Annotated in this window: 10 protein-coding genes; 3 read left to right on the top strand and 7 right to left on the bottom strand. The window is 63.1% G+C overall.

Annotated features, from left to right (window positions below; genetic code table 11):
* Positions 1–25 precede the first annotated feature (25 nt).
* A complete protein-coding gene (locus tag KHO53_RS26090; RefSeq protein ID WP_371128680.1) occupies positions 26–520 on the top strand; it encodes a methyl-accepting chemotaxis protein in 495 nt (164 codons plus the stop codon).
* On the opposite strand, the gene KHO53_RS24595 is transcribed toward KHO53_RS26090, so the two are convergent.
* The 3 genes from KHO53_RS24595 to KHO53_RS24585 all read right to left on the bottom strand — a co-directional run bounded on the left by KHO53_RS24595 (position 495) and on the right by KHO53_RS24585 (position 7,024).
* Positions 495–3,812, bottom strand: coding sequence for a transporter substrate-binding domain-containing protein (locus KHO53_RS24595; protein WP_036997078.1), 3,318 nt, complete (start codon positions 3,810–3,812; stop codon positions 495–497). The two genes, KHO53_RS26090 and KHO53_RS24595, sit on opposite strands and share 26 nt — an antisense overlap.
* A 7-nt stretch (positions 3,813–3,819) precedes the next feature.
* The gene (locus tag KHO53_RS24590) at positions 3,820–4,434 is read right to left on the bottom strand and encodes a response regulator transcription factor (RefSeq protein WP_036997080.1); all 615 of its coding nucleotides are present in this window, start codon (positions 4,432–4,434) and stop codon (positions 3,820–3,822) included.
* 343 nt (positions 4,435–4,777) lie between these two features.
* Positions 4,778–7,024 (bottom strand): FepA family TonB-dependent siderophore receptor, encoded by a 2,247-nt coding sequence (locus tag KHO53_RS24585; protein ID WP_213571140.1) that lies wholly within the window; start codon positions 7,022–7,024, stop codon positions 4,778–4,780.
* Positions 7,025–7,353: 329 nt separating this feature from the next.
* Here KHO53_RS24585 and KHO53_RS24580 point away from each other — a divergent pair, with 329 nt between their 5' ends.
* Positions 7,354–7,809: an REP-associated tyrosine transposase gene (locus tag KHO53_RS24580; RefSeq protein WP_010227025.1), complete on the top strand. Its 456-nt coding sequence runs from the start codon at positions 7,354–7,356 to the stop codon at positions 7,807–7,809.
* Positions 7,810–7,894: 85 nt separating this feature from the next.
* On the opposite strand, the gene KHO53_RS24575 is transcribed toward KHO53_RS24580, so the two are convergent.
* The 3 genes from KHO53_RS24575 to KHO53_RS24565 all read right to left on the bottom strand — a co-directional run bounded on the left by KHO53_RS24575 (position 7,895) and on the right by KHO53_RS24565 (position 11,370).
* Positions 7,895–9,088: a DUF8534 domain-containing protein gene (locus tag KHO53_RS24575; protein WP_010227024.1), complete on the bottom strand. Its 1,194-nt coding sequence runs from the start codon at positions 9,086–9,088 to the stop codon at positions 7,895–7,897.
* Between the two features lie 87 nt (positions 9,089–9,175).
* Positions 9,176–9,643, bottom strand: a complete 468-nt coding sequence (locus tag KHO53_RS24570) for a VOC family protein (RefSeq protein ID WP_010227023.1) — start codon at positions 9,641–9,643, stop codon at positions 9,176–9,178.
* Between the two features lie 107 nt (positions 9,644–9,750).
* Positions 9,751–11,370 (bottom strand): NADP-dependent glyceraldehyde-3-phosphate dehydrogenase, encoded by a 1,620-nt coding sequence (locus tag KHO53_RS24565; RefSeq protein ID WP_100783473.1) that lies wholly within the window; start codon positions 11,368–11,370, stop codon positions 9,751–9,753.
* A 139-nt stretch (positions 11,371–11,509) separates the two neighbouring features.
* Between KHO53_RS24565 and KHO53_RS24560 the strand changes: the two genes are divergently transcribed.
* Positions 11,510–13,768, top strand: a complete 2,259-nt coding sequence (locus KHO53_RS24560) for a putative bifunctional diguanylate cyclase/phosphodiesterase (RefSeq protein WP_010227021.1) — start codon at positions 11,510–11,512, stop codon at positions 13,766–13,768.
* On the opposite strand, the gene KHO53_RS24555 is transcribed toward KHO53_RS24560, so the two are convergent.
* Positions 13,741–18,093 carry a dermonecrotic toxin domain-containing protein gene (locus tag KHO53_RS24555; RefSeq protein ID WP_213571138.1) on the bottom strand — a complete coding sequence of 1,451 codons (4,353 nt, stop codon included), beginning with the start codon at positions 18,091–18,093 and terminating at the stop codon, positions 13,741–13,743. The two genes, KHO53_RS24560 and KHO53_RS24555, sit on opposite strands and share 28 nt — an antisense overlap.
* Between the last annotated feature and the right edge of the window lie 54 nt (positions 18,094–18,147).

Genomic DNA, 18,147 nt, shown 5'->3' with positions numbered 1-18,147 from the left:
CGCCGAATCGGCCCACGCCACTTCGGTGCAGAACGACGCTTGTGCGCGCAAAGGCTCACAGGTGGTGCAGCAAACCGTGCAGGTGATCGAGGAAATCTCCCAGGACCTCAATGCCGCCGCCCGCAGCATCGATGCGGTGAGCAAGCAGTCGGAGCTGATCGGGCAGATCGTCCAGACCATCCGCAGTATCGCCGACCAGACCAATCTATTGGCACTCAACGCCGCCATCGAAGCGGCGCGGGCCGGCGAGCACGGGCGCGGGTTTGCCGTGGTGGCCGATGAGGTGCGTAACCTGGCGGCACGTACCAGCAAGGCCACCCTGGAGATTGTCGAGGTGGTGCGCCAGAACCATGACTTGTCGTTGACCGCCGTGGCCAGCATGCAGTCAAGCCTCAGCCGTACCGGCCTTGGCGTGGAACTGGCTAACGAAGCCGGTGAGGTGATTCTGGAAATCCAGCAGGGGTCCCAGCATGTGGTCGATGCGATCAGCCAGATCAACTCGACCTTGCAGTTGCACTGAGCCGCTGGTTGAGCTGCCCGTCGAGGGTCTGCAGGCTGTGTTCCAGGGCCTTGGCCAGCACCTCTAGATCGGCGCTGCTGGCCTCGCCAACACAGGCTTGCTCGAGCGCTTCGCAGCGCCTTACCACGCCACGGGCCTTGAGCATCTTGGCGCCGCCCTTGATCCGGTGGGCCAGGGCGCGCAAGGCATCGCGCACAGGTTCCGGGCCCAGGGCACGCAGGGCCTTGAGGTCGTCGCTGTTGCTGTGCGCCAGTTCCCGCAGCAGGCGTTCGACCAGTTGCGGATCGCCCAGCGTCAGGTGCTTGAGGTTGTCGACATCGAAGCCGCTGGCATGCTCCGGCTCCTGCGCCTGCGCGGTAACTGCTGGCGCCGATGTCGGGCTGGTCACTGCGATCAGATGACGGCGCAACTCATTGAGACCGATCGGCTTGAACAGGCAATCGTTCATGCCGCTGGCCAGGCATCGCTCGCGCTCCTCAACCTGGGCATTAGCGGTCAAGCCGAGGATCAGGCAGGCGCGGCGTTGCTGCAGGTGTTCCTCGCTGCGCAGCCGGCGTGCCAACTGATGGCCATCCATGCCGGGCATGTGGCAATCGGTGATCACCGCATCGAACTGCCCTTGCAGCCACAGCCCCAGCGCGGCCTGGCCATCGCTGGCCTGGCTGACCTGATGGCCGAGAACACTGAGCTGGCGCTGCAGCAGCATCAGGTTGGCGGGGTAGTCGTCTACCACCAATATGTTCAAGGCACTGTCGGCCAGCGGTTGCTCGATTTCTGCCAGGGGCGCTTGCGCCAGGGTCGCAATCGGCAATTGCAACTCGATGTCGACCCGCGTGCCGACGCCCGGGGTGCTGGTCAGGCTCAGTCGGCCACCCATCAGCTCGCACAGGGTACGGCTGATCACCAGGCCCAGGCCGCTGCCCTGGCGTGCCTGTTGTTCGCCCACCCGGGTGAAGTTGTGGAACAGGCGTGCCTGGTCTTGAGCACTGATGCCGATGCCGCTGTCTTCAATGCTGAGCAAGACCCGTCGCACCTGCCCGGGCTGTTCCGCGCCCCAGCGCAGCGTGACCTTGACCTGGCCCTGCTCGGTAAACTTCAGGGCATTGCCCAGCAGGTTCGACAGCACCTGCTTGAAACGCAGCGGGTCAACCAGCACACCCTCGGTGACCGTGTGCAAGTCCGTCTGCAACATCAGGCCCTTGAGCCGGGCATTGCCTTCGAACACCCGTACGGTAGCGGCAACCAGCGCTGTCAGGTCGGTGGCGGTGGCGTTCAGTTCCATGTGTCCGGATTCGATCCGGGCGATGTCGAGAATGTCTCCGATCAGCGCCAGCAGGCCGTTGGCCGAGTCGAAGGCGACCTGCAGCGAGGCGCGATCGGCACGGCCCTGCTCGGCATCCTTGAGCGCAAGCTCGAGCAGGCCGATCACCGCGTTCATCGGCGTGCGGATTTCATGGCTCATGGTCGCCAGGAACGTACTTTTGGCCCGGCTGGCGTCGTCGGCCTGGTCCTTGGCCAGGCGCAGTTCGTCGAGCAGGCGCTTGCTGAACCCCAGTTCGTGCTGCAGCGCTTGCTGGGCCTCGCTGCGTTGGCGGATCAGGTTGCGCAGGTAGCGGTTCCAGAACACCACCACGGCGATCATCAGGCTGGCGACGATGAGAATCCGCAGGATCAGTGAGCGGTAGTTGTACCAGGGGCTGTCGCTGATCAGTGCGTTGGTGCGCCAGCGGTTGGTCAGTTGCGCCAGTTCGTCGGGCGGGATGCTGAGCAAGGCCTTGTCGATGATCGAGCGCAGCACCCTGGCGTCCTTGGGCGTTGCAAACGAGGCGGTAATCGGCCGGTCGCCATACTGGGAGGCGATACGCAACCGATCCTTGAACAGACGGCTGATGAAGTAGGCCGCGTTGATGCGCGAGCTCAGTACCAGGTCGACCTGTTTATCCTCCAGGGCTTCCATCAATGCCAGCGGGCTATCGACCTCGATCAGCGTCAGCGTCGGGTAACGCTGCAGCAATTGCGCCTTCAAGGGGGTGTCGCGAATGACCGCCACGCGCTTGCCATCCAGCTGTTCGGGGTTTTGCCCGAACTCGCTGTCGGTACGGCACACCAGCACCCAAGGGTCGGTCAGGTATGGCCGACTGAAGTTGACCAGCCTGGCGCGCTCGGGGCTATAGACCAGCGTACCGGCCAGGTCGGCTTTGCCCTGTTGCAGCAACGCGATCATGGTCGCACCGGCATCGGTCTCGATGAACTCGAACTTCAGCCCCGTGCGCAGGCTGATCTGCTCCAGGACGTCGGCGGTTATGCCGCGAACCTGCTGCTGGTCATCGTAGAAACTCAACGGCGCAAAGTATTTGTTCACCAGCACACGGGTAACCGGGTGCTGTTCGATCCAGCGCCGCTCCTCGTGGCTCAGGGTCAAGGCGCCGCGATCAAGCAACATACTGGTGCTGCCGCTGCTCCAGCGGCGCAGGATGTTCAAACGCTCGGTTTCACTGGTGACCGCCAGTGAACGGTTGAGCAGGTGCAACAGCCTGTCGTTGCCGCGGGCCAGGGCAAAGGCGAAGGTTTCCCGCTCGTGCTTGACGAAGTGGGAAATCTGCACGCTGTCCTGAAAGCTCTTGCCGATCAGGTAATCACTGCTGATCGCATCACCGAGAAAGGCGTCGGCCTGGCCCAGCGAGACGGCCGACAAGCCGGCCATGGTCGAGGTGTACAACTGCAGGCGGGCCTTGGGGAACAGATGCCGGACTTCTTCGTCCGGCAGGTAGTGATCGACCATCGCCAGGCGCAGCCCATCCAGCTCGTCATCGACGGCGCGGGTCTTGCCCTGGGGCGTGACGATCACCGGCAGATCATCGGCATAGGGCTGGCTCAGCACTAGCTGGGCATCGGCGGCTTCAAAGCCATTGGAACTGCCGAGCAGGTCGATGTCCCCGGCATGCAGGGCGGCGATCGCCTCTTTGCGGCTGGCGTAGCGGCGCACGTCGAAGGGGATGCCCAGCAGTTCGCTGATCAGCCCGGCATAGTCGGCGGTCAGGCCTTCGTATTCGCTCTGGCTGACATTGATATCGAAAGGCGGGTAGTCCGGGCTCGAGGTTCCCAGGCGCAGCACGGCTTTTTCCTTCAGCCAGCGCCGATCATCCGGCGACAGCGCTACGCCTTCGCCACCCACCACTGAGCGGGCCAGCAGCGTGCGCGGTTCACCGGGCTCATCGGCCAGGCTGCTGTTGAGCAACAACGCCGGCAGGCAGACCAGCAGCAAGAGCAGAAGAGCGGGGCGCAGGGTCATGGCCGGCTCAGATCACAAGATTGCGATTTGCCAGACCCATAAGGTCGACGAAAGATCCTACCTGAAGCTTCTCCATGATCCGGCTCTTGTAGGTGCTGATGGTCTTGGGGCTCAGCAGCATGCGAATGCCGATGTCGTTGTTGGAAAGGCCGGCGGCGAGCATGCGCAGCACTTCCATCTCGCGGTGGGAAAGGCTGGCCAGCCGCTCTTCTTCGCTGCCCAGCGGGCCGCGGCTGGCGGACATGTCAGGGAAGGTCGAGTAGCCCTTGAGCATGGCTTTCAAGGCAAACACCAGTGCGTCCAGGTCTTCGTCCTTGTGCACGAAGGCCGAGCTGCCGGCATCCAGGCAGCGACGGGCGAACAAGGCCGCGGGCTGACCGGTCAGGACCATGATTTTCGGCGGTTTTTCCAGCAGGTGCAGGCGTTTGATCACGCCCAGGCCATCCAGGCCGGGCAGGCCGATATCGAGGATGACCACATTGGGGCGCAGTTCGCGGGCCATCTGCACGGCGGCCACGCCGTCCCCGGTTTCACCCACCACTTCGTAGCGTTCGCGTTCCAGCAGAATACGCACCGCAAGACGAATTGTGGGGTGATCATCGACGATCAGTACCGTGGGCATTGGCGCAACTCCTTGACGAAGAGGGTAAGCCGTTTCCTGAATCATTCAGGAAGACGAAACGGGCCGGAGCCGGCGAGTCGCCAACGATACGTCGAATCAGGATGCAAGAGTATGGGAAGTATAGAGGCGTTGAAAATTGTGGTAGGAATTGTCGAATATTCCTACATATTGACTAGAGAGACCGCTACACGGACTGTCGCTAACCGATGTTGCCGGGATTGCGATCGCTTCGCGCTCGATCGCTGGCAAGTCAGTTCCCACAGGTCGGGTGCATGCAAGTCCACTGTGGGAGCCGGCTTGCCGGCGATGGGGCAGCAAGGCTGCCCTGCGGTCAACGCCGGGTTCAGAACGACGTGGTAAACGAGGCGAAGTACGCCCGGCCCGCCTCGTTGTAGGTCAAGGCCCCGGCTTCATCGGAGTTGCCTTCGCGGTACAGGCGCTTGTCAAACAGGTTGTTCACGCCCACGCGCATGCTCAGGTTCTTGGTGAATTCATAGCCCCCGCTGATGCCGACAATCCCGTAGGGATCGACGTCCTTCTGAACCTTCTTGTCCAGGGCTTCATTGGCCCGAGCGTTGTAGGTAGGTGCTTCCTGTTTGCCGTAGTAGGTGCCGTTGAGCTGGAACGACAGCTTGTCGGTGACGTTCCAGTCCAGGGTCGAGTTGACCGTGTACTCGGGAATGATGCTCAGCGGCTCGCCTGTTTTCTTGTCTTCGGACTCGATCATGTAGGTGAAGTTGGTGTTCCAGTCCAGCGCTGGGGTCAGCTCGACGAACAGGTTGCCCTCGACACCTTGCACCACGGCCTTGCCGGTGTTTTCCCAGCGCAGGATGCGGCGCCCGTTGGGCAGGCGGAACAAGGTCTGGTTGCCGGCTTCGATCTTGTTCTTGTAGTCGTTACGGAAGTAGGTTGCGCTGGTGCGCCAGGTGCCCTTGTCGTAGGCCAGGCCCAGTTCCTTGTTAACGCTGGTTTCCGGTTCGAGGTTGGCGTTGCCCAGCAGGTAGCAGCCGCCATTGTTGACTTCGCTGGAGTTGCAACCTGCGCCACGGCTGTACAGCAGGTAATTGGGGTTGGCCTGGTACAGGTTCGGGGTTTTGTAAGCGCGGGCGATACCGCCCTTGATGCTCAGGGCCTCGGTGATCTGGTGCGAGGCGTTCAGGCTCGGGCTCCAGTTGTTGCCGTAGTCCTCGTGGTGATCAAGACGCAGGCCAGGGGTGACAATGGTGTTTTCGCCGACTTCGATGTTGTCCTCGGCGTACAGGGCAAAACTGCGCGCGGTGGATTTGGTCTGGGTACGGTCGAAGTTCGGCAGTTCAGCGCCCGGGTCATAGCTTTGCGGGCGCAGCGAGCCCGGGTCGTTGAGCGATTCATAGAGGTATTCGCCGCCCAGGGTCAGCACCTGCTCCAGGCCGATGCTCAGTGGCAGGTTGACCTCGCCGGTGGCGCGGGTATTGCGCAGGCGCGACTCGAAGCGTCCGGCACCGCCCGATGGCGCACCTTCGCCCCAGCCGGCCAGGCCTTCATTGAGGCGGTCGTTACGGGTCAGGTCATAGGACAGCGACGCGGTGGAGGTACCCCAGTCATAGTCACCGCGATGGGTCACGGCAAAGCTTGAGCGCTGCATGACGTTGGTTTCCTTGCCCACCTGGCTTTCGACGAACTCGCCGCCGGCGTTGAGCATGGTGTCGCCGGCAAAGATGTTGCCCTGGCGGCTGTAGCTGGACTCAAAATCAAGGGTGTTGGCCGGGTCGATCTTCCAGCTCAGCAGGCCGTTGATGTCCTTGTTGCGCACGCCTTCGCGGCCGGCCATCAAGGATGAATCGAAGGCCTGGTGCGCCGAGTTGATCTTCATGTCATCGGCGTCGGTTTTGTTCAGGTTGCCATAGACGCGGAAGATCAGGCTGTCGGTAAGCGGCCCGCTCAAGCTGAAGTTGACCCGCTTGCCCGTGCCTTCGGCATCGTCCTCGGGGAGCATGGTGTACAGGGTCATGGAACCGCGCAGGTCCTGGGTCGGGCGCTTGGTGATGATGTTGACCACACCGCCCATGGCGCCGGAGCCGTAGCGCGCGGCGGCCGGGCCGCGCAGGATCTCGATGCGTTCGACTTCTTCGGCCGGTACCCAGTTGGTTTCGCCCCGGGTGTCGCGGTCGCCGCTCCAGCCATAGCGCACGGCGTTGCGTGAGGTAGAGGGCTTGCCGTCGATGAGGATCAGGGTGTTTTCCGGGCCCATGCCGCGCAGGTCGATCTGACGGTTGTTGCCGCGGGCGCCGCTGCTGCTGTTGCCGGTGAGGTTGACCCCGGGTTCGCGGCGGATGATGTCGGAGAGGTCATTGACTGGTGGGCGTTTCTTGATGTCTTCAGCGGTGATGATCGACACCCCGGGAGCTTGCTTCAGCTCCTCTTCGGCGGTGCCCAGTACCCGGGTGTTCTCCAGCTCGATCGCTTGCCGGCTGCCGTCCACTGGCAAGTCGGTCGGCTGCACCTGGACTTCGTCCGGCTGCAGTTCCAGCGGGGCTGCGGCGATTGCCGTGGAACCCAGGGTCGCCAGCAAGGCAATGCTCAAGCGGCTGAGGTTGAAGCGCGACACCATGTCAGATTTCTCCTGGAGCAAAGGGTGAGCGACCGGGACGGAAGGGCCCGGTCGCTCGGGAAGTCGAGAATGATAAGAATTACCATTCGCGTGTAAACCCTTAAGGAGAAAAATAAAATATTAACGAAGCAGGACGCACAGGCTCTGCTATACGGGGTTCAGCCCATCGCCGGCAAGGCCGGCTCCCACGGGGTTGTGGGTGCACCAATCTATTGTGGGAGCCGGCGTTGCCGGCGAAGCGATGGTCCAGACACATCAAGTTTAATTGACCTGCCACCTGAGTGTTTCGATCGAGCTAGCCTGAAAGCTCGATTTTCAGGAGACCCAACATGGACAGTCCAGCCTCCCATCGCCTGAGACGTGGGCGAGTATCGACACTTGGCGGCTTATACCTGCTGACCAGCATCACCGAAAACCGCCAACCGGTTTTTACCGATTTTCACCTGGCTCGGCTGATGGTTGAGCAACTGCAATATGCACAGCGTCAAGCGTTGGCTAAATCCTTGGCCTGGGTGATCATGCCCGATCACCTGCACTGGTTGATCGAGCTGCGCCAGGGCACCCTTGCGTCACTGGTACGCCGGGTCAAATCTCGCAGTACCTGCCTGATCAACAAGGCCAGCCGGCGCAAGGGTCGTTTATGGCAGCACGGTTTTCATGATCGGGCGTTACGCCGGGAAGAGGATGTTCAGGCGGTGGCTCGCTACATCGTTGCAAACCCGTTGCGGGCTGGTTTGGTGTCCAGCATTGGTGATTATCCGCATTGGGATGCAATCTGGCTTTAGAGGCCTGGGGCTGCTGCCGCAGCCCATCGCCGGCAAGGCCGGCTCCCACAGGGCGATGGCCGCGCAGCGGCCTGGTCGTTAGCCGTTACTCGCGTCCGCGCATGAAGAAGCCGGCGACATACTTGCGAAAGGTGTCCAGGCTCTTGAAGTCGGCATAACGCTTGAACGTCTCGCCCTCCGGCTCCGGCCCCAGCGGCTGCTCGGTCAGCGACACCGACAGCACCCGGTCCTGGTCGGAGCTGAGCACCAGCGCGTCCATGCCCTGACCACCGAGCACCGGCCGGCGCATGATCACCTTGACGCCCTTGCTGGCCATCCAGTCGATCAGCGAGATGAGCATCTTCAACGGCTCACGCTCTTCATCGCGATACACCGGGAACAGTTGCCCACGCGACAACACCGGCACGCTGGCAACATGAATCAGCTCATAGAAATGACTGCCGGCACTGGCCGGCGAGTAGATCGCCAGGGCCAGCAACGGCCCCGGGGTCTTGCTGCCGCCCCAGAGCAGGTGATGGCCCTGGAAGTCGAAGCCGTCTTCACTGCGGTCGTTGAATACCTTGCGCGCCTTGATCTGGCTGACGCAGTCGAGCAGCAGGCCATGCCGGCGATGGTTGCCAAAGGCCGTAGACTCACGCAAACGCGCCTTGAGCATCATCATGTGCTTCATGTCCAGGCGGGTTTCCAGGTAGTTGCTGGCCGGCACCCGCTCGATCAACGGATAACGGCTGGCGACCCCGCGCAATTCGGCGAACTGCCCGGTGAGGTCTTTTTTCAAGTGGGTGGCATAGACGTTCAAGCCACTGGCTTCGATCAAGGTCAGCAGCAGCGACAGCAGCCGATGCTGCTCGCGTTTGTCGCCACTGCCTGCAGACTCGCCAGCAGCGCCGCCGGCCGCTTTGAAATCACCGATCAGGCGCAAGGGGGTGTCCGGTGCGAGCCAGGCAGCCGGTGGCGAGTCGTTGTCGCTGTCGCGGCTGCCACTTTCCCGCTCATCCTTGATGAACGCGCAGTCTGGCGCGTGCTCGGCCGTGCCCGGGTTGTTCTTGAGGAACAGCGTGCCGGTGTTGCCATTGAGGTTGACGTTGAGCACCGGCATTGCTTTGGGCTGGCAGTCGCAGGCCAGCCAGTGGCCGGCGGCGCGCACCTTCATCAGCAACTGGTTGGCCTGCAACAGGCGCGGGCCTTCCAGGCCGCCCTGGACAAAACCACGCAACAGCGCGTCTTCAGCAGGGGTGAGGGTGCGCACCAGCGCGGCGTTTTTTTCGATGATTCGCATGGACAATCCTGGCCAGCCTTCCTGTGCCTGCCACCTTAATGCAAAGCCCGGCTGGCGAACATGCCCGCCAGCCGAGCCAGGTGCTGCTTACTGGCCGCCAAACAGCTTGGCGGCGCGGGCGCGGATCTCTTCCACGCTGAGGTCTTCCTTGTGGGTGGAGACGAACCACAGGTTGCCGAACGGGTCTTTCAGGGTGCCGCTACGGTCGCCGTAGAACTGGTCTTTGACTTCGGTGACCTGGGTGGCGCCGGCAGCGAGGGCCTGGGCAAACACTTTGTCGGCGTCCTCGACATACAGGTGCAGACCAATGGCGGTGCCATTGAGCGACTGGCTGCTGGTCAGCCCACCGGACTGGTCGCAGGGGTCGGCAAGCATCAGCGAGGAATCGCCGATTTTCAGCTCGGCATGGCCGACGCGCCCGTCTGGGCCGTCGAGGCGGAACATCTCGACGGCGCCGAAGGCCTTCTTGTAGAACTCGATGGCCTTGGCGGCATCCTTGATGCCCAGGTAAGGGGTAATGCTGTGCTGTCCTTCGGGGATTGGTTTGACTGCCATTTTATTGATCCTCCTTTAAGGCGCCGCAGGGAATGGCGCGAAACTGTATATTTATACAGTTTCGGCAATTGGGCAAATCAAAAGTCGCGGCGCTGGACGAGTGGCAGTCAGAAAATGTAATCGGTGGTCAGGAAACTCGACTCGCGGTTACGGATGATGTCGCTGATCAGCTGCTTGTTGCTCTCCTGGAACTTGGTCGCCACCAGCGTGCGGATGGAGAACACCCGCAAGGCGTCATGCACCGACAGGGTGCCTTCGGCGGAGTTCTTGCGGCCGTTGAACGGGTAGGTGTCCGGGCCGCGCTGGCACTGGGCATTGAGGTTGATACGGCCGACCTGATTGGCGAAGGTATCGACCAGCCTGCCGACTTCGGCCGAGTCGGTGCCGAAGATGCTCAGTTGCTGGCCGAAGTCGGAATCGAGCACATAGTCGATCACCGTCTGCAGGTCGCGATAGGGCACCACCGGCACCACCGGACCGAATTGTTCCTCCTGGTACACGCGCATCTGCGCATTCACCGGGTACAGCAGGGCCGGGTAGAAGAACGAGCCACGGCTGGCGCCACCGCCTTCGTTGATGACCTTGGCACCCTTGTCGACGGCATCGGCCACCAGGCCATTGAGGTAATCGATCTTGCCGGCCTCGGGCAGCGGCGTCAGGGCCACGCCCGGCTCCCAAGGCATGCCCGGCTTGAGCGCGGCCAGCTTGCGCTGGAATTTGTCGAGGAAATCATCGACCACGTCTTCATGGACGAAGAGGATCTTCAGCGCCGTGCAGCGCTGGCCGTTGAACGACAGGGCGCCGGTGACCGCCTCGTTCACCGCGTTGTCGAGGTCGACCTCGGGCAACACGATCCCCGGGTTCTTGGCATCCAGGCCCAGGGCTGCGCGCAGGCGGTGCGGGCGTGGGTGAAGTTTTTTCAGGTCGCTGGCGGCCTTGTTGGTGCCGATGAAGGCGAACACATCGATCTTGCCGCTGGCCATCAGCGCGCTGACGGTCTCGCGGCCGCGGCCATAAATGACGTTGATGACCCCGGCCGGGAAGCTGTCGCGAAACGCTTCAAGCAGCGGACGGATCAGCAGCACGCCGAACTTGGCCGGCTTGAACACCACGGTGTTGCCCATGATCAGCGCCGGGATCAGGGTGGTGAAGGTTTCGTTCAGCGGGTAGTTGTAGGGGCCCATGCACAAGGCCACGCCCAGCGGCGCGCGGCGGATCTGGCCAAGGGTGTCCTGCTCCAGTTCAAAGCGGCTGGAGCGGCGGTCCAGCTCCTTGAGGGCGCCGATGGTGTCGACGATGTAGTCGCAGGTGCGGTCGAACTCTTTCTCCGAGTCCTTGAGGTTCTTGCCGATTTCCCACATCAACAGCTTGACCACCGCTTCACGTTGTTCACGCATCTTGGTCAAGAAGGTCTCGACATGCTGGATGCGTTCGGCCACCCGCATCGTCGGCCAGGCGCCACGGCCTTTGTCGTAGGCATGCACGGCGGCGTCCAGGGCGGTGAGGGCGGTATCGGCGTCCAGCAGCGGGGTATTGCCGAGGATCACCTGGCGCTCCTCAACGCCTTCCTTGAGCCACACCGGGCTGCGGACCGTGGCCAGCGGCCCGTGCCATTGCTGCAACTGGCCGTTCACCAGGTACTCACGTTGCACCAGGGGTTCACCCAGGCGGTACGCCTCGGGGATCTCGTTGGCGGTGGGGAACAGCGTATCGAGCAGACGGTCCATGGGCGCAGCACCTCTTTTTCTGTAATGGGTGAAACGTTTCAGTCCGAGCATAACGCCAGGGCGCTAAAAAAAGCCAGCCTCGCTCAACATTGCGCCCAAGGCGCCGATACAGCGTTAATCCGATGTGAATTACGGACCTATGAGCACAAGAATCCTCGCCCTTGATGACAACCTGGTCCTGCCGACGAACCTGCGTACCACCCTCAATCGCCTGCTGCCGGTGGGCTTTGCCCTGATCGGCATCGGCCTGTCGGTGGTGCTCGGGCGTCTGGATGTACAGCGCCAGGAAGCTGAAGTGATCGCCAATGCCAGCGCGCGCCTGTCGGGCGTGCGGGCTAGTATCGAGGCGCAGCTGCGCTCGGCGTTCGGTGAGACCGAGGGTATTGCCCAGCTACTCAGTGCCGATGGCGAAATCAGCCCCGAGCACTTTCACGACATGGCCCGCCAGGCGATCGCCTCGGTGCCGCACATCCGCCATATTGCCCTGGCCCCGGGTGATGTGATCGCCGACGTCTACCCGCTGCACGGTAACCAGAGCGTACTGGGCATGGATTACCGCCAGATGCCGGAGCAGTACCCGCTGCTGCAGCGCGCCCGTGACAACTACAGCCCGGTGCTGGCTGGCCCGGTGCAGCTGCGCCAGGGCGGGCGTGGGTTGATTTACCGGCGTCCGGTATTCCTCAAGGGGCACAAGGGCGTGAAACTATACTGGGGCAACGTGTCGATCGTCGCCGATATCGACCGCTTGCTCAGTACCGCCGGGCTGGACCTTGACCCGGGCTTCGAGCTGGCCCTGCGCGGCGCCGACGGCCAGGGTTCGGCCGGCGGGATGATCTGGGGCGACCCGAAGCTGTTCACCCAGCACCCGGTGACGGTCAATGTCGATGTGCCGGGCGGGCTCTGGCAACTGGCGGCCAGCCCCCTGGGCGGCTGGCCGTCCATGAGCCTGTTCGTCTCGCCGTTGTTCCTCTTTGCCCTGACCTGTACCGGCCTGTTCAGCGTGTTCGTCGCCCAGCTCAATCGCAGCAACCGCCTGATCAACCTGCGCAACCTCGAACTCAAGCAGTCCCAGGCCCAGCTCGAACGCCTGGCCCATTATGACGCGATCACCGGCTTGCCCAATCGCCTGCACTTTCATCAGCAACTGCTCGAGGAGATCAACCGGGGCCAGCGCCTGGCCGTACTGGTGCTGGATATCGACGGTTTCAAGCAGGTCAACGACAGCCTTGGCCACGCCATGGGCGACCTGTTGCTGCAACAGGCCACTGCACGTTTCATGCAGATCATCGAAGTGCAGGACAGTGTGTGTCGCCTGGGCGGAGATGAGTTCGCCTTTGTGCTCAAGGGGCCGGAGGCTGATTGCATCGAGCGCATCCAGAGGTTGCTGCAGGCCCTGCAACTGCCCTTCGACCTCAAGGGCAACGCCGCCCTGGTCACCGGCAGCATTGGCCTGGCCTGGTGCCCGGAGCATGGCCAGAGCGTCGATCGCCTGCTGCGCCATGCCGACACCGCCATGTACGCGGCCAAGGAGAGTGGGCGCAACGCTTACCGCCTGTACCAGCCGGAAATGACCCAGCGCCTGCAGGCGCGCCTGGACCTGGAGCACAACCTGCGCCGGGCCCTCAAGCACAATGAGTTCGAGCTCTGGTACCAACCCAAGATCGACCTGTTCAGCGGCCGCGTCGAAGGCGCCGAAGCGCTGCTGCGCTGGCGTGATCCAGAGCACGGGCTGGTATCGCCAGCGCAGTTCATCCCCCTGGCCGAACGCACGGGGCTGATCATCCCCTTGGGTGAGAAGGTACTGGATCTGGCCTGCGCACAGATCGCTGCCTGGCGCGCCGCCGACCGCCTGCCCGGGCCGGTGGCGATCAACGTCGCAGCCTTGCAGATCGAGCGCAGCGACTACGTCGCCAGCCTCAAGCGCTCGCTCAAACGCTACGACCTGCCGCCGACCTTGCTGGAGGTGGAAATCACCGAAAGCCTGCTGATGGAAAGCCAGCAGCATGCCTGTGCGGTCCTTGCACAGCTGCAGGAATTGGGCGTGACCACGGCGGTGGACGACTTCGGCACCGGTTACTCGTCACTGGCGTACCTGAAGATGCTGCCGATCGACCACCTGAAGATCGATCGGGCGTTTATCAAGGATCTACCTGAAGACGACGATGGCGTGGCCATTACCCGGGCGATCATTGACCTGGGCCACGCCTTGGGCTTCAAGATCACCGCCGAGGGCATCGAGACCGCCGAGCAATATGCGTTTTTGCGCAATGCCGGGTGTGATCAGGGCCAGGGCTTTTGGATGGGGCGGCCGATGCCGGTGGCCGAGTTTGATAGCTGGCTGGCCGCGCGTACGGCCCGCCAGCATGGCAGTCACTCTTCGTTGGGCGAGTCGCGATAAACAAGCTGTGTCAGTTCGCTGAGCAACTGGTGCTCTTCGGCCTCATGGCGGCGACGTATGAGTTGCTCGTTTAGTAGACGCTCGCCGGGGTTGGCGATTTCTTGCTGGACGGCCTGCAAGCGTTGATTCAGTTCGTCGCCCAACTCATCAAAGCGCTCGGCAAAGTGCAATCGCAAGTAGGTAGTCCAGTCCCGGTTAAGGTACTGGTGCTGTTCATTACGGCGCAACACCGCCTCGACCCCGGCGTCGCTGTCGGGGGTGAGCGCCAGCAACTGTTGGTGCAACTGCTCGACCCAGTCGGCGGGCAGTTGTTGCAAGGTGATCTGAATCGAGTCGGTGGCCAGTGCTTCGGCCGGCAGCGGCGTTTGCGCGATGATCATCGTCGGGTCTTCGGCCAGTTGCCGCAAGGTCCAGTAGTAAAGCGCCTCGAGACGCTGGGCGCGCGGCGCGAACTGTGCGTCCTCCAGCGGTGTTTGTCGCTCGACATGCTCCTGGATGGCCTGGCGCCAGGTACGCCGCTGCATGACCTGCAGCAGGTTGCGGCCGAGTTGCCGGGGGTCGTTGCCGCTGAGGGCGAGGACGCCATCGACCATGTCTTCCAACAGCAGAATGCGTGCGCCACCGGCATACTGGGCGAGCCACTCATCGACAGGCGGCTGTGTTTCGACCACCTGCAGAATCCGCCACAGGCGCCTGCGCGTGGTGGCCGGCGCCAGCAGGTAGCTGAAGCTGTCATAGAGCTCGCGCAGGCGCCGGACGAAATCCAGGCGTTGCGGTACCTGCAGGCGCTCCCACAGTAGTACTTGATCGTCCGATGCCTGAAAAAGCAGATCGCTGTAGGCATCCTGAGACACCAGCAGATCGACCCGGTTATCGGTGAAGTAGCGTTGGATTTGCAACGCTGTCTCTTCCGTGAAAGGGTTAAGTTCCAGCTGTAACGCATGGCCGACCGCCCGGGGTGGGTCGAAGTGCTCTGGCAGGTGCGTCAATAGGTTATTCGACAGGTCGATCAGGGTTGGGGCCTGCAGGTTTTCCAGGCCGCCCGGCAGCTCCGTCAGGCCACAGCCGCTCAGCGTGAGGTGACGCAAATAGAGATGTCCGCCGAAGTTAGGGGCGGAGGCTATTGGGTTGTTATCCAGGTACAGGTGCTGCAGGTTCGGATAGGTTGCCAGCCTGGCCTGGTCGCGTGCTGTCCAGGCCAGCTGGTTGTCCCCCAGCTCGAGCGATACCAGTTGTTCACCCAGGCCTTGGGGAACTTCGCTCAATTGGCTACCGCGCACTGACAGGTTGCGCAGGCGTGGAAAGTGCTGGGTGAACCCCCCGGGCAGCTGGCCCAGCGGGTTAAAGTCGAGCGACAGCAGTTGAACGTGAGCGAAGATACCGGGCTCGAGTTGCGCCAGGCCGTCAAGGTCTGCGCCAACCAGGTTCAGCTCGTCCAGGTACAGGGCAAACACCGGTTGCCCCTGGGCCGTGGGTGATGAATGCATGCGCTGCCAGGCTTCGATCAGATTGGGTATCGCTTCCTGGCGCTGCGGGTTGTCGATGGCCCACCTCTGTAGATTGTTGCGCAGGCGTTGCAACTGCATTTCAAGCCGTTGCAACGCTGCGGTGGGTTCGACGTTGGCGGCGCGCCAGCCTTCCATTGCTGCCCGCATCTGCGCTTGGCTGCTTCGCGGATACAGTGCCCAATAGCGTGCCATCAGCGAGGTGCTCGGTGACGTTGGCCCGTAACTCATCGGCGCGCCGCCGCGCAAACCGATAGAGTCCGACCAGCCTGGCTCGTACGACCACAACCATTGAGAAAGCTGGTCGCGGTTGGCCTGGGTCAGGCCCAGGATTCGCCTGCCAAGCTGGTCGCCGTCGCCGGCCTGTAGTGCCAGGGCCTGACGATCGGCGTCGGGCAGGGCATCAAGGATCGCCTGGTAGCGATTGCTACTTGATTCTGCTAGCGGCATGCCGGTCCGATAGGCGCGCCAACCGTGGGCATGCCGGTACTCGGCGGCTTTCACCAGCACCCGGTGCTCGCTGGCCTGCCTGGGGCCGACCTGTGCAATCAGCGGGCCGTCCGGATTGCCCCGGCGCAGTTCCAGGCGCAGTGAGTCCGGCCAGCCTGGCAAGCGCTTGAGGCAGGCAAATACCAGGCGCTCGCAGTCGTCGTTGGCCAGGCGGGGCTGGTACAGGCCCTCAAGGGCCCGCGGCAAGGCCAGTTGCAAGGTGCTGACCCCGGCCGGTGGGCCGGCGTAGTGCTTGGCGAAGGCGTCATCGAACGTGATGTCGCCAAGGCGATCGACCTCCGCATTACTAGTGTTTGCCGCCTGCAAGCGCTCAAGGCAGTCGAGGAGCAGCTCAGGGGGTTGCTCGTGTTGCACATGCACACGGCGCAGGGTGTCTTCGCTGGTGCCGCTGATCCATGCCGCCTCGCTCAGTTGCTGGTCGCTGTAGGCCTCGACCGGGTGCCCCAGGCGCCGCAGCAAGGTGGCCCGCGACCATTGCAGCGGCCGTTCGTACACATGCCGCCAGGCGCCCTGATTGTTGTGTAGCAGCGGCGGGTGGTAGGCCCCGGGGTCTTGGGGGTGGACGATCCGCCATTGCCGCGAAGCGGGATCCAGCTGCTGCTCGAACAGTTCGCCATCCAGGCGGAAGTAGTATTTGCCGTCGGCTACATATTGGCCCATGGCGTTGGCCCGTAGCCCCTCAGGCAGGCGAATGTCGCTGCGGTAGCTGGCCAATGATGGCTGCCACAGGCGCGGGCTGCCGTCGGCCCGTTGCACCCTGAGCAAGGATTCCAGCCACTGGCCATTGACCAGCTTGCCGGCCACGCCACCCGCCACCGCCAGGCCACCGGCGACTGCCACATTGAGGGCGATGGACTGCAGGTGCGCCAGGGCCGTGTCGATGTCGCCATCCTCCCAGGCCTCGACGCCCTCAAAGGCGCTGTACAGCAGTTGCGCGGCGAATACCCCCATCATTACCTGGCCCAGGCCCGGGACAAAGAACGCGGCCAGGTTGAGGAAGTTCAGCCCCAGGTCTTCCAGGCCTTGCAGCAATACCTCACGGGCCTTGTCGTCGACATCGGCGGTGGGTACCGCCAGCAACCGGGCTTCGTTGCGCAGGCGATTGAGCTGGGCGGTCTGCTCATGGTTGAACAGCTCACCCTTGATCAATTGGCGCTTGACGTGCAGGTTTGCAAAGGCGGGTACTGGCCAGTGCGCATCAGCCGCTGCGTTCGCGGCCAGGGTGCGCTTGAGCACGCTGGCAAAGTGCGCGCGTTGCTCAAGGGGCACAAAGCGCATGAACACGGCGCGAAACTGCGCGTTGCACAGTTTGTCCTTGAGCGCGCGTTGCAACGCTTGCAGCGAGGGGTACTGTTGCACGGCGTGGGAAGTACCCGGCAGGCAAAGCAACACCGGGCCGACAGTCCTGAGCCTGTGGCGATCCAGTACGCCCTGACGTGGGGAAAAGATCGACAACGGATTGAACAGCGCCAGCGGCGTAGAGAGTTGCGCTGACACCTGGGCAATTCGCTCAGCCTCGGACTCGGCAGGGGCAAGCACCCAGACATCATGCAAGGCGATGCCGAACAGGCTCAGCGACCAGCAGTGCACTGGCTGTGTGCCGAGCTTCAGGGACTTGCTGCCGGCGAGCAGGTGGTCGAGGGTGCTCTTGCCGGCGTCACTGAGGCGCTTTTGCCCATGGGCCAAGAGCAGGTCCAGGCGCAGTTGGTCCTTGCTCACCTGCTCGAACGCGTTGCGTACCTGCCTGGCCTGCTCGCCATACACCAATAGCGCGTCGAGGTGATCCTGGTAGCGCCGGCCCAGGTCGAGCCGTCGGCACTCGGCAGCGAAGGCCAACCCACTGATCGCCAGGGCCTGGCCGCGCGCGTCGCGGATGGCGCTGGGTGGGTCCAGGTAAATGCCACTGAAGTTGTGCAGCGCGTATTGCAACAGGCTGGCGGTGGGCCCGGTGATATCGCGGCCGGTCAGCAGGCCACCGATGTTCGTGGTTACCGGTGTCAGCGTGCTGCGGATGACATCCATCTCCAGGCCGAAGGCGTCTTTCAGGCGTGCGCTGAGCAGGGGCTCGGCGAAGGCCATGACGCCTTGCAAAGGCTTGAGCAGGTGATGCAAGGCGTCGCGCGAACGGCGCAATTGCGCCTGGCTGGCGAGCACGGCCAGGTGCTGAGCAACGGGGGCGCCGGGGATCGCCTCGGTACTCGCCGCGTGCAGGCTCTGGCGCAGGTGCTGCCAGTTTTCCTGGTGGGCGTGGTGGGCCCAGCCGGGTAGGCGCTGGCGGAGGAAGGCGTGGTGCGGGTTGATGTCAGGCATGCGGGTGCTCCTTTGGCGAGTAAGCCATCAGCAAGCCCCCGCACGCCTGGCATC

The organism is Pseudomonas sp. RC2C2, assembly GCF_018390435.1.
GTDB lineage: Bacteria > Pseudomonadota > Gammaproteobacteria > Pseudomonadales > Pseudomonadaceae > Aquipseudomonas > Aquipseudomonas donghuensis.
The sequence above is the reverse complement of the archived record's forward strand: the minus strand, read 5'-3'. Positions and strand labels throughout refer to the sequence as shown.

Coding starts and splice junctions, on each gene's coding strand:
- KHO53_RS24575 (WP_010227024.1), bottom strand. CDS start 9,088: ATGCGAATCATCGAAAAAAACGCCGCGCTGGTGCGCACCCTCACCCCT.
- KHO53_RS24555 (WP_213571138.1), bottom strand. CDS start 18,093: ATGCCTGACATCAACCCGCACCACGCCTTCCTCCGCCAGCGCCTACCC.
- KHO53_RS24570 (WP_010227023.1), bottom strand. CDS start 9,643: ATGGCAGTCAAACCAATCCCCGAAGGACAGCACAGCATTACCCCTTAC.
- KHO53_RS24560 (WP_010227021.1), top strand. CDS start 11,510: ATGAGCACAAGAATCCTCGCCCTTGATGACAACCTGGTCCTGCCGACG.
- KHO53_RS24565 (WP_100783473.1), bottom strand. CDS start 11,370: ATGGACCGTCTGCTCGATACGCTGTTCCCCACCGCCAACGAGATCCCC.
- KHO53_RS24580 (WP_010227025.1), top strand. CDS start 7,354: ATGGACAGTCCAGCCTCCCATCGCCTGAGACGTGGGCGAGTATCGACA.
- KHO53_RS24585 (WP_213571140.1), bottom strand. CDS start 7,024: ATGGTGTCGCGCTTCAACCTCAGCCGCTTGAGCATTGCCTTGCTGGCG.
- KHO53_RS24590 (WP_036997080.1), bottom strand. CDS start 4,434: ATGCCCACGGTACTGATCGTCGATGATCACCCCACAATTCGTCTTGCG.
- KHO53_RS24595 (WP_036997078.1), bottom strand. CDS start 3,812: ATGACCCTGCGCCCCGCTCTTCTGCTCTTGCTGCTGGTCTGCCTGCCG.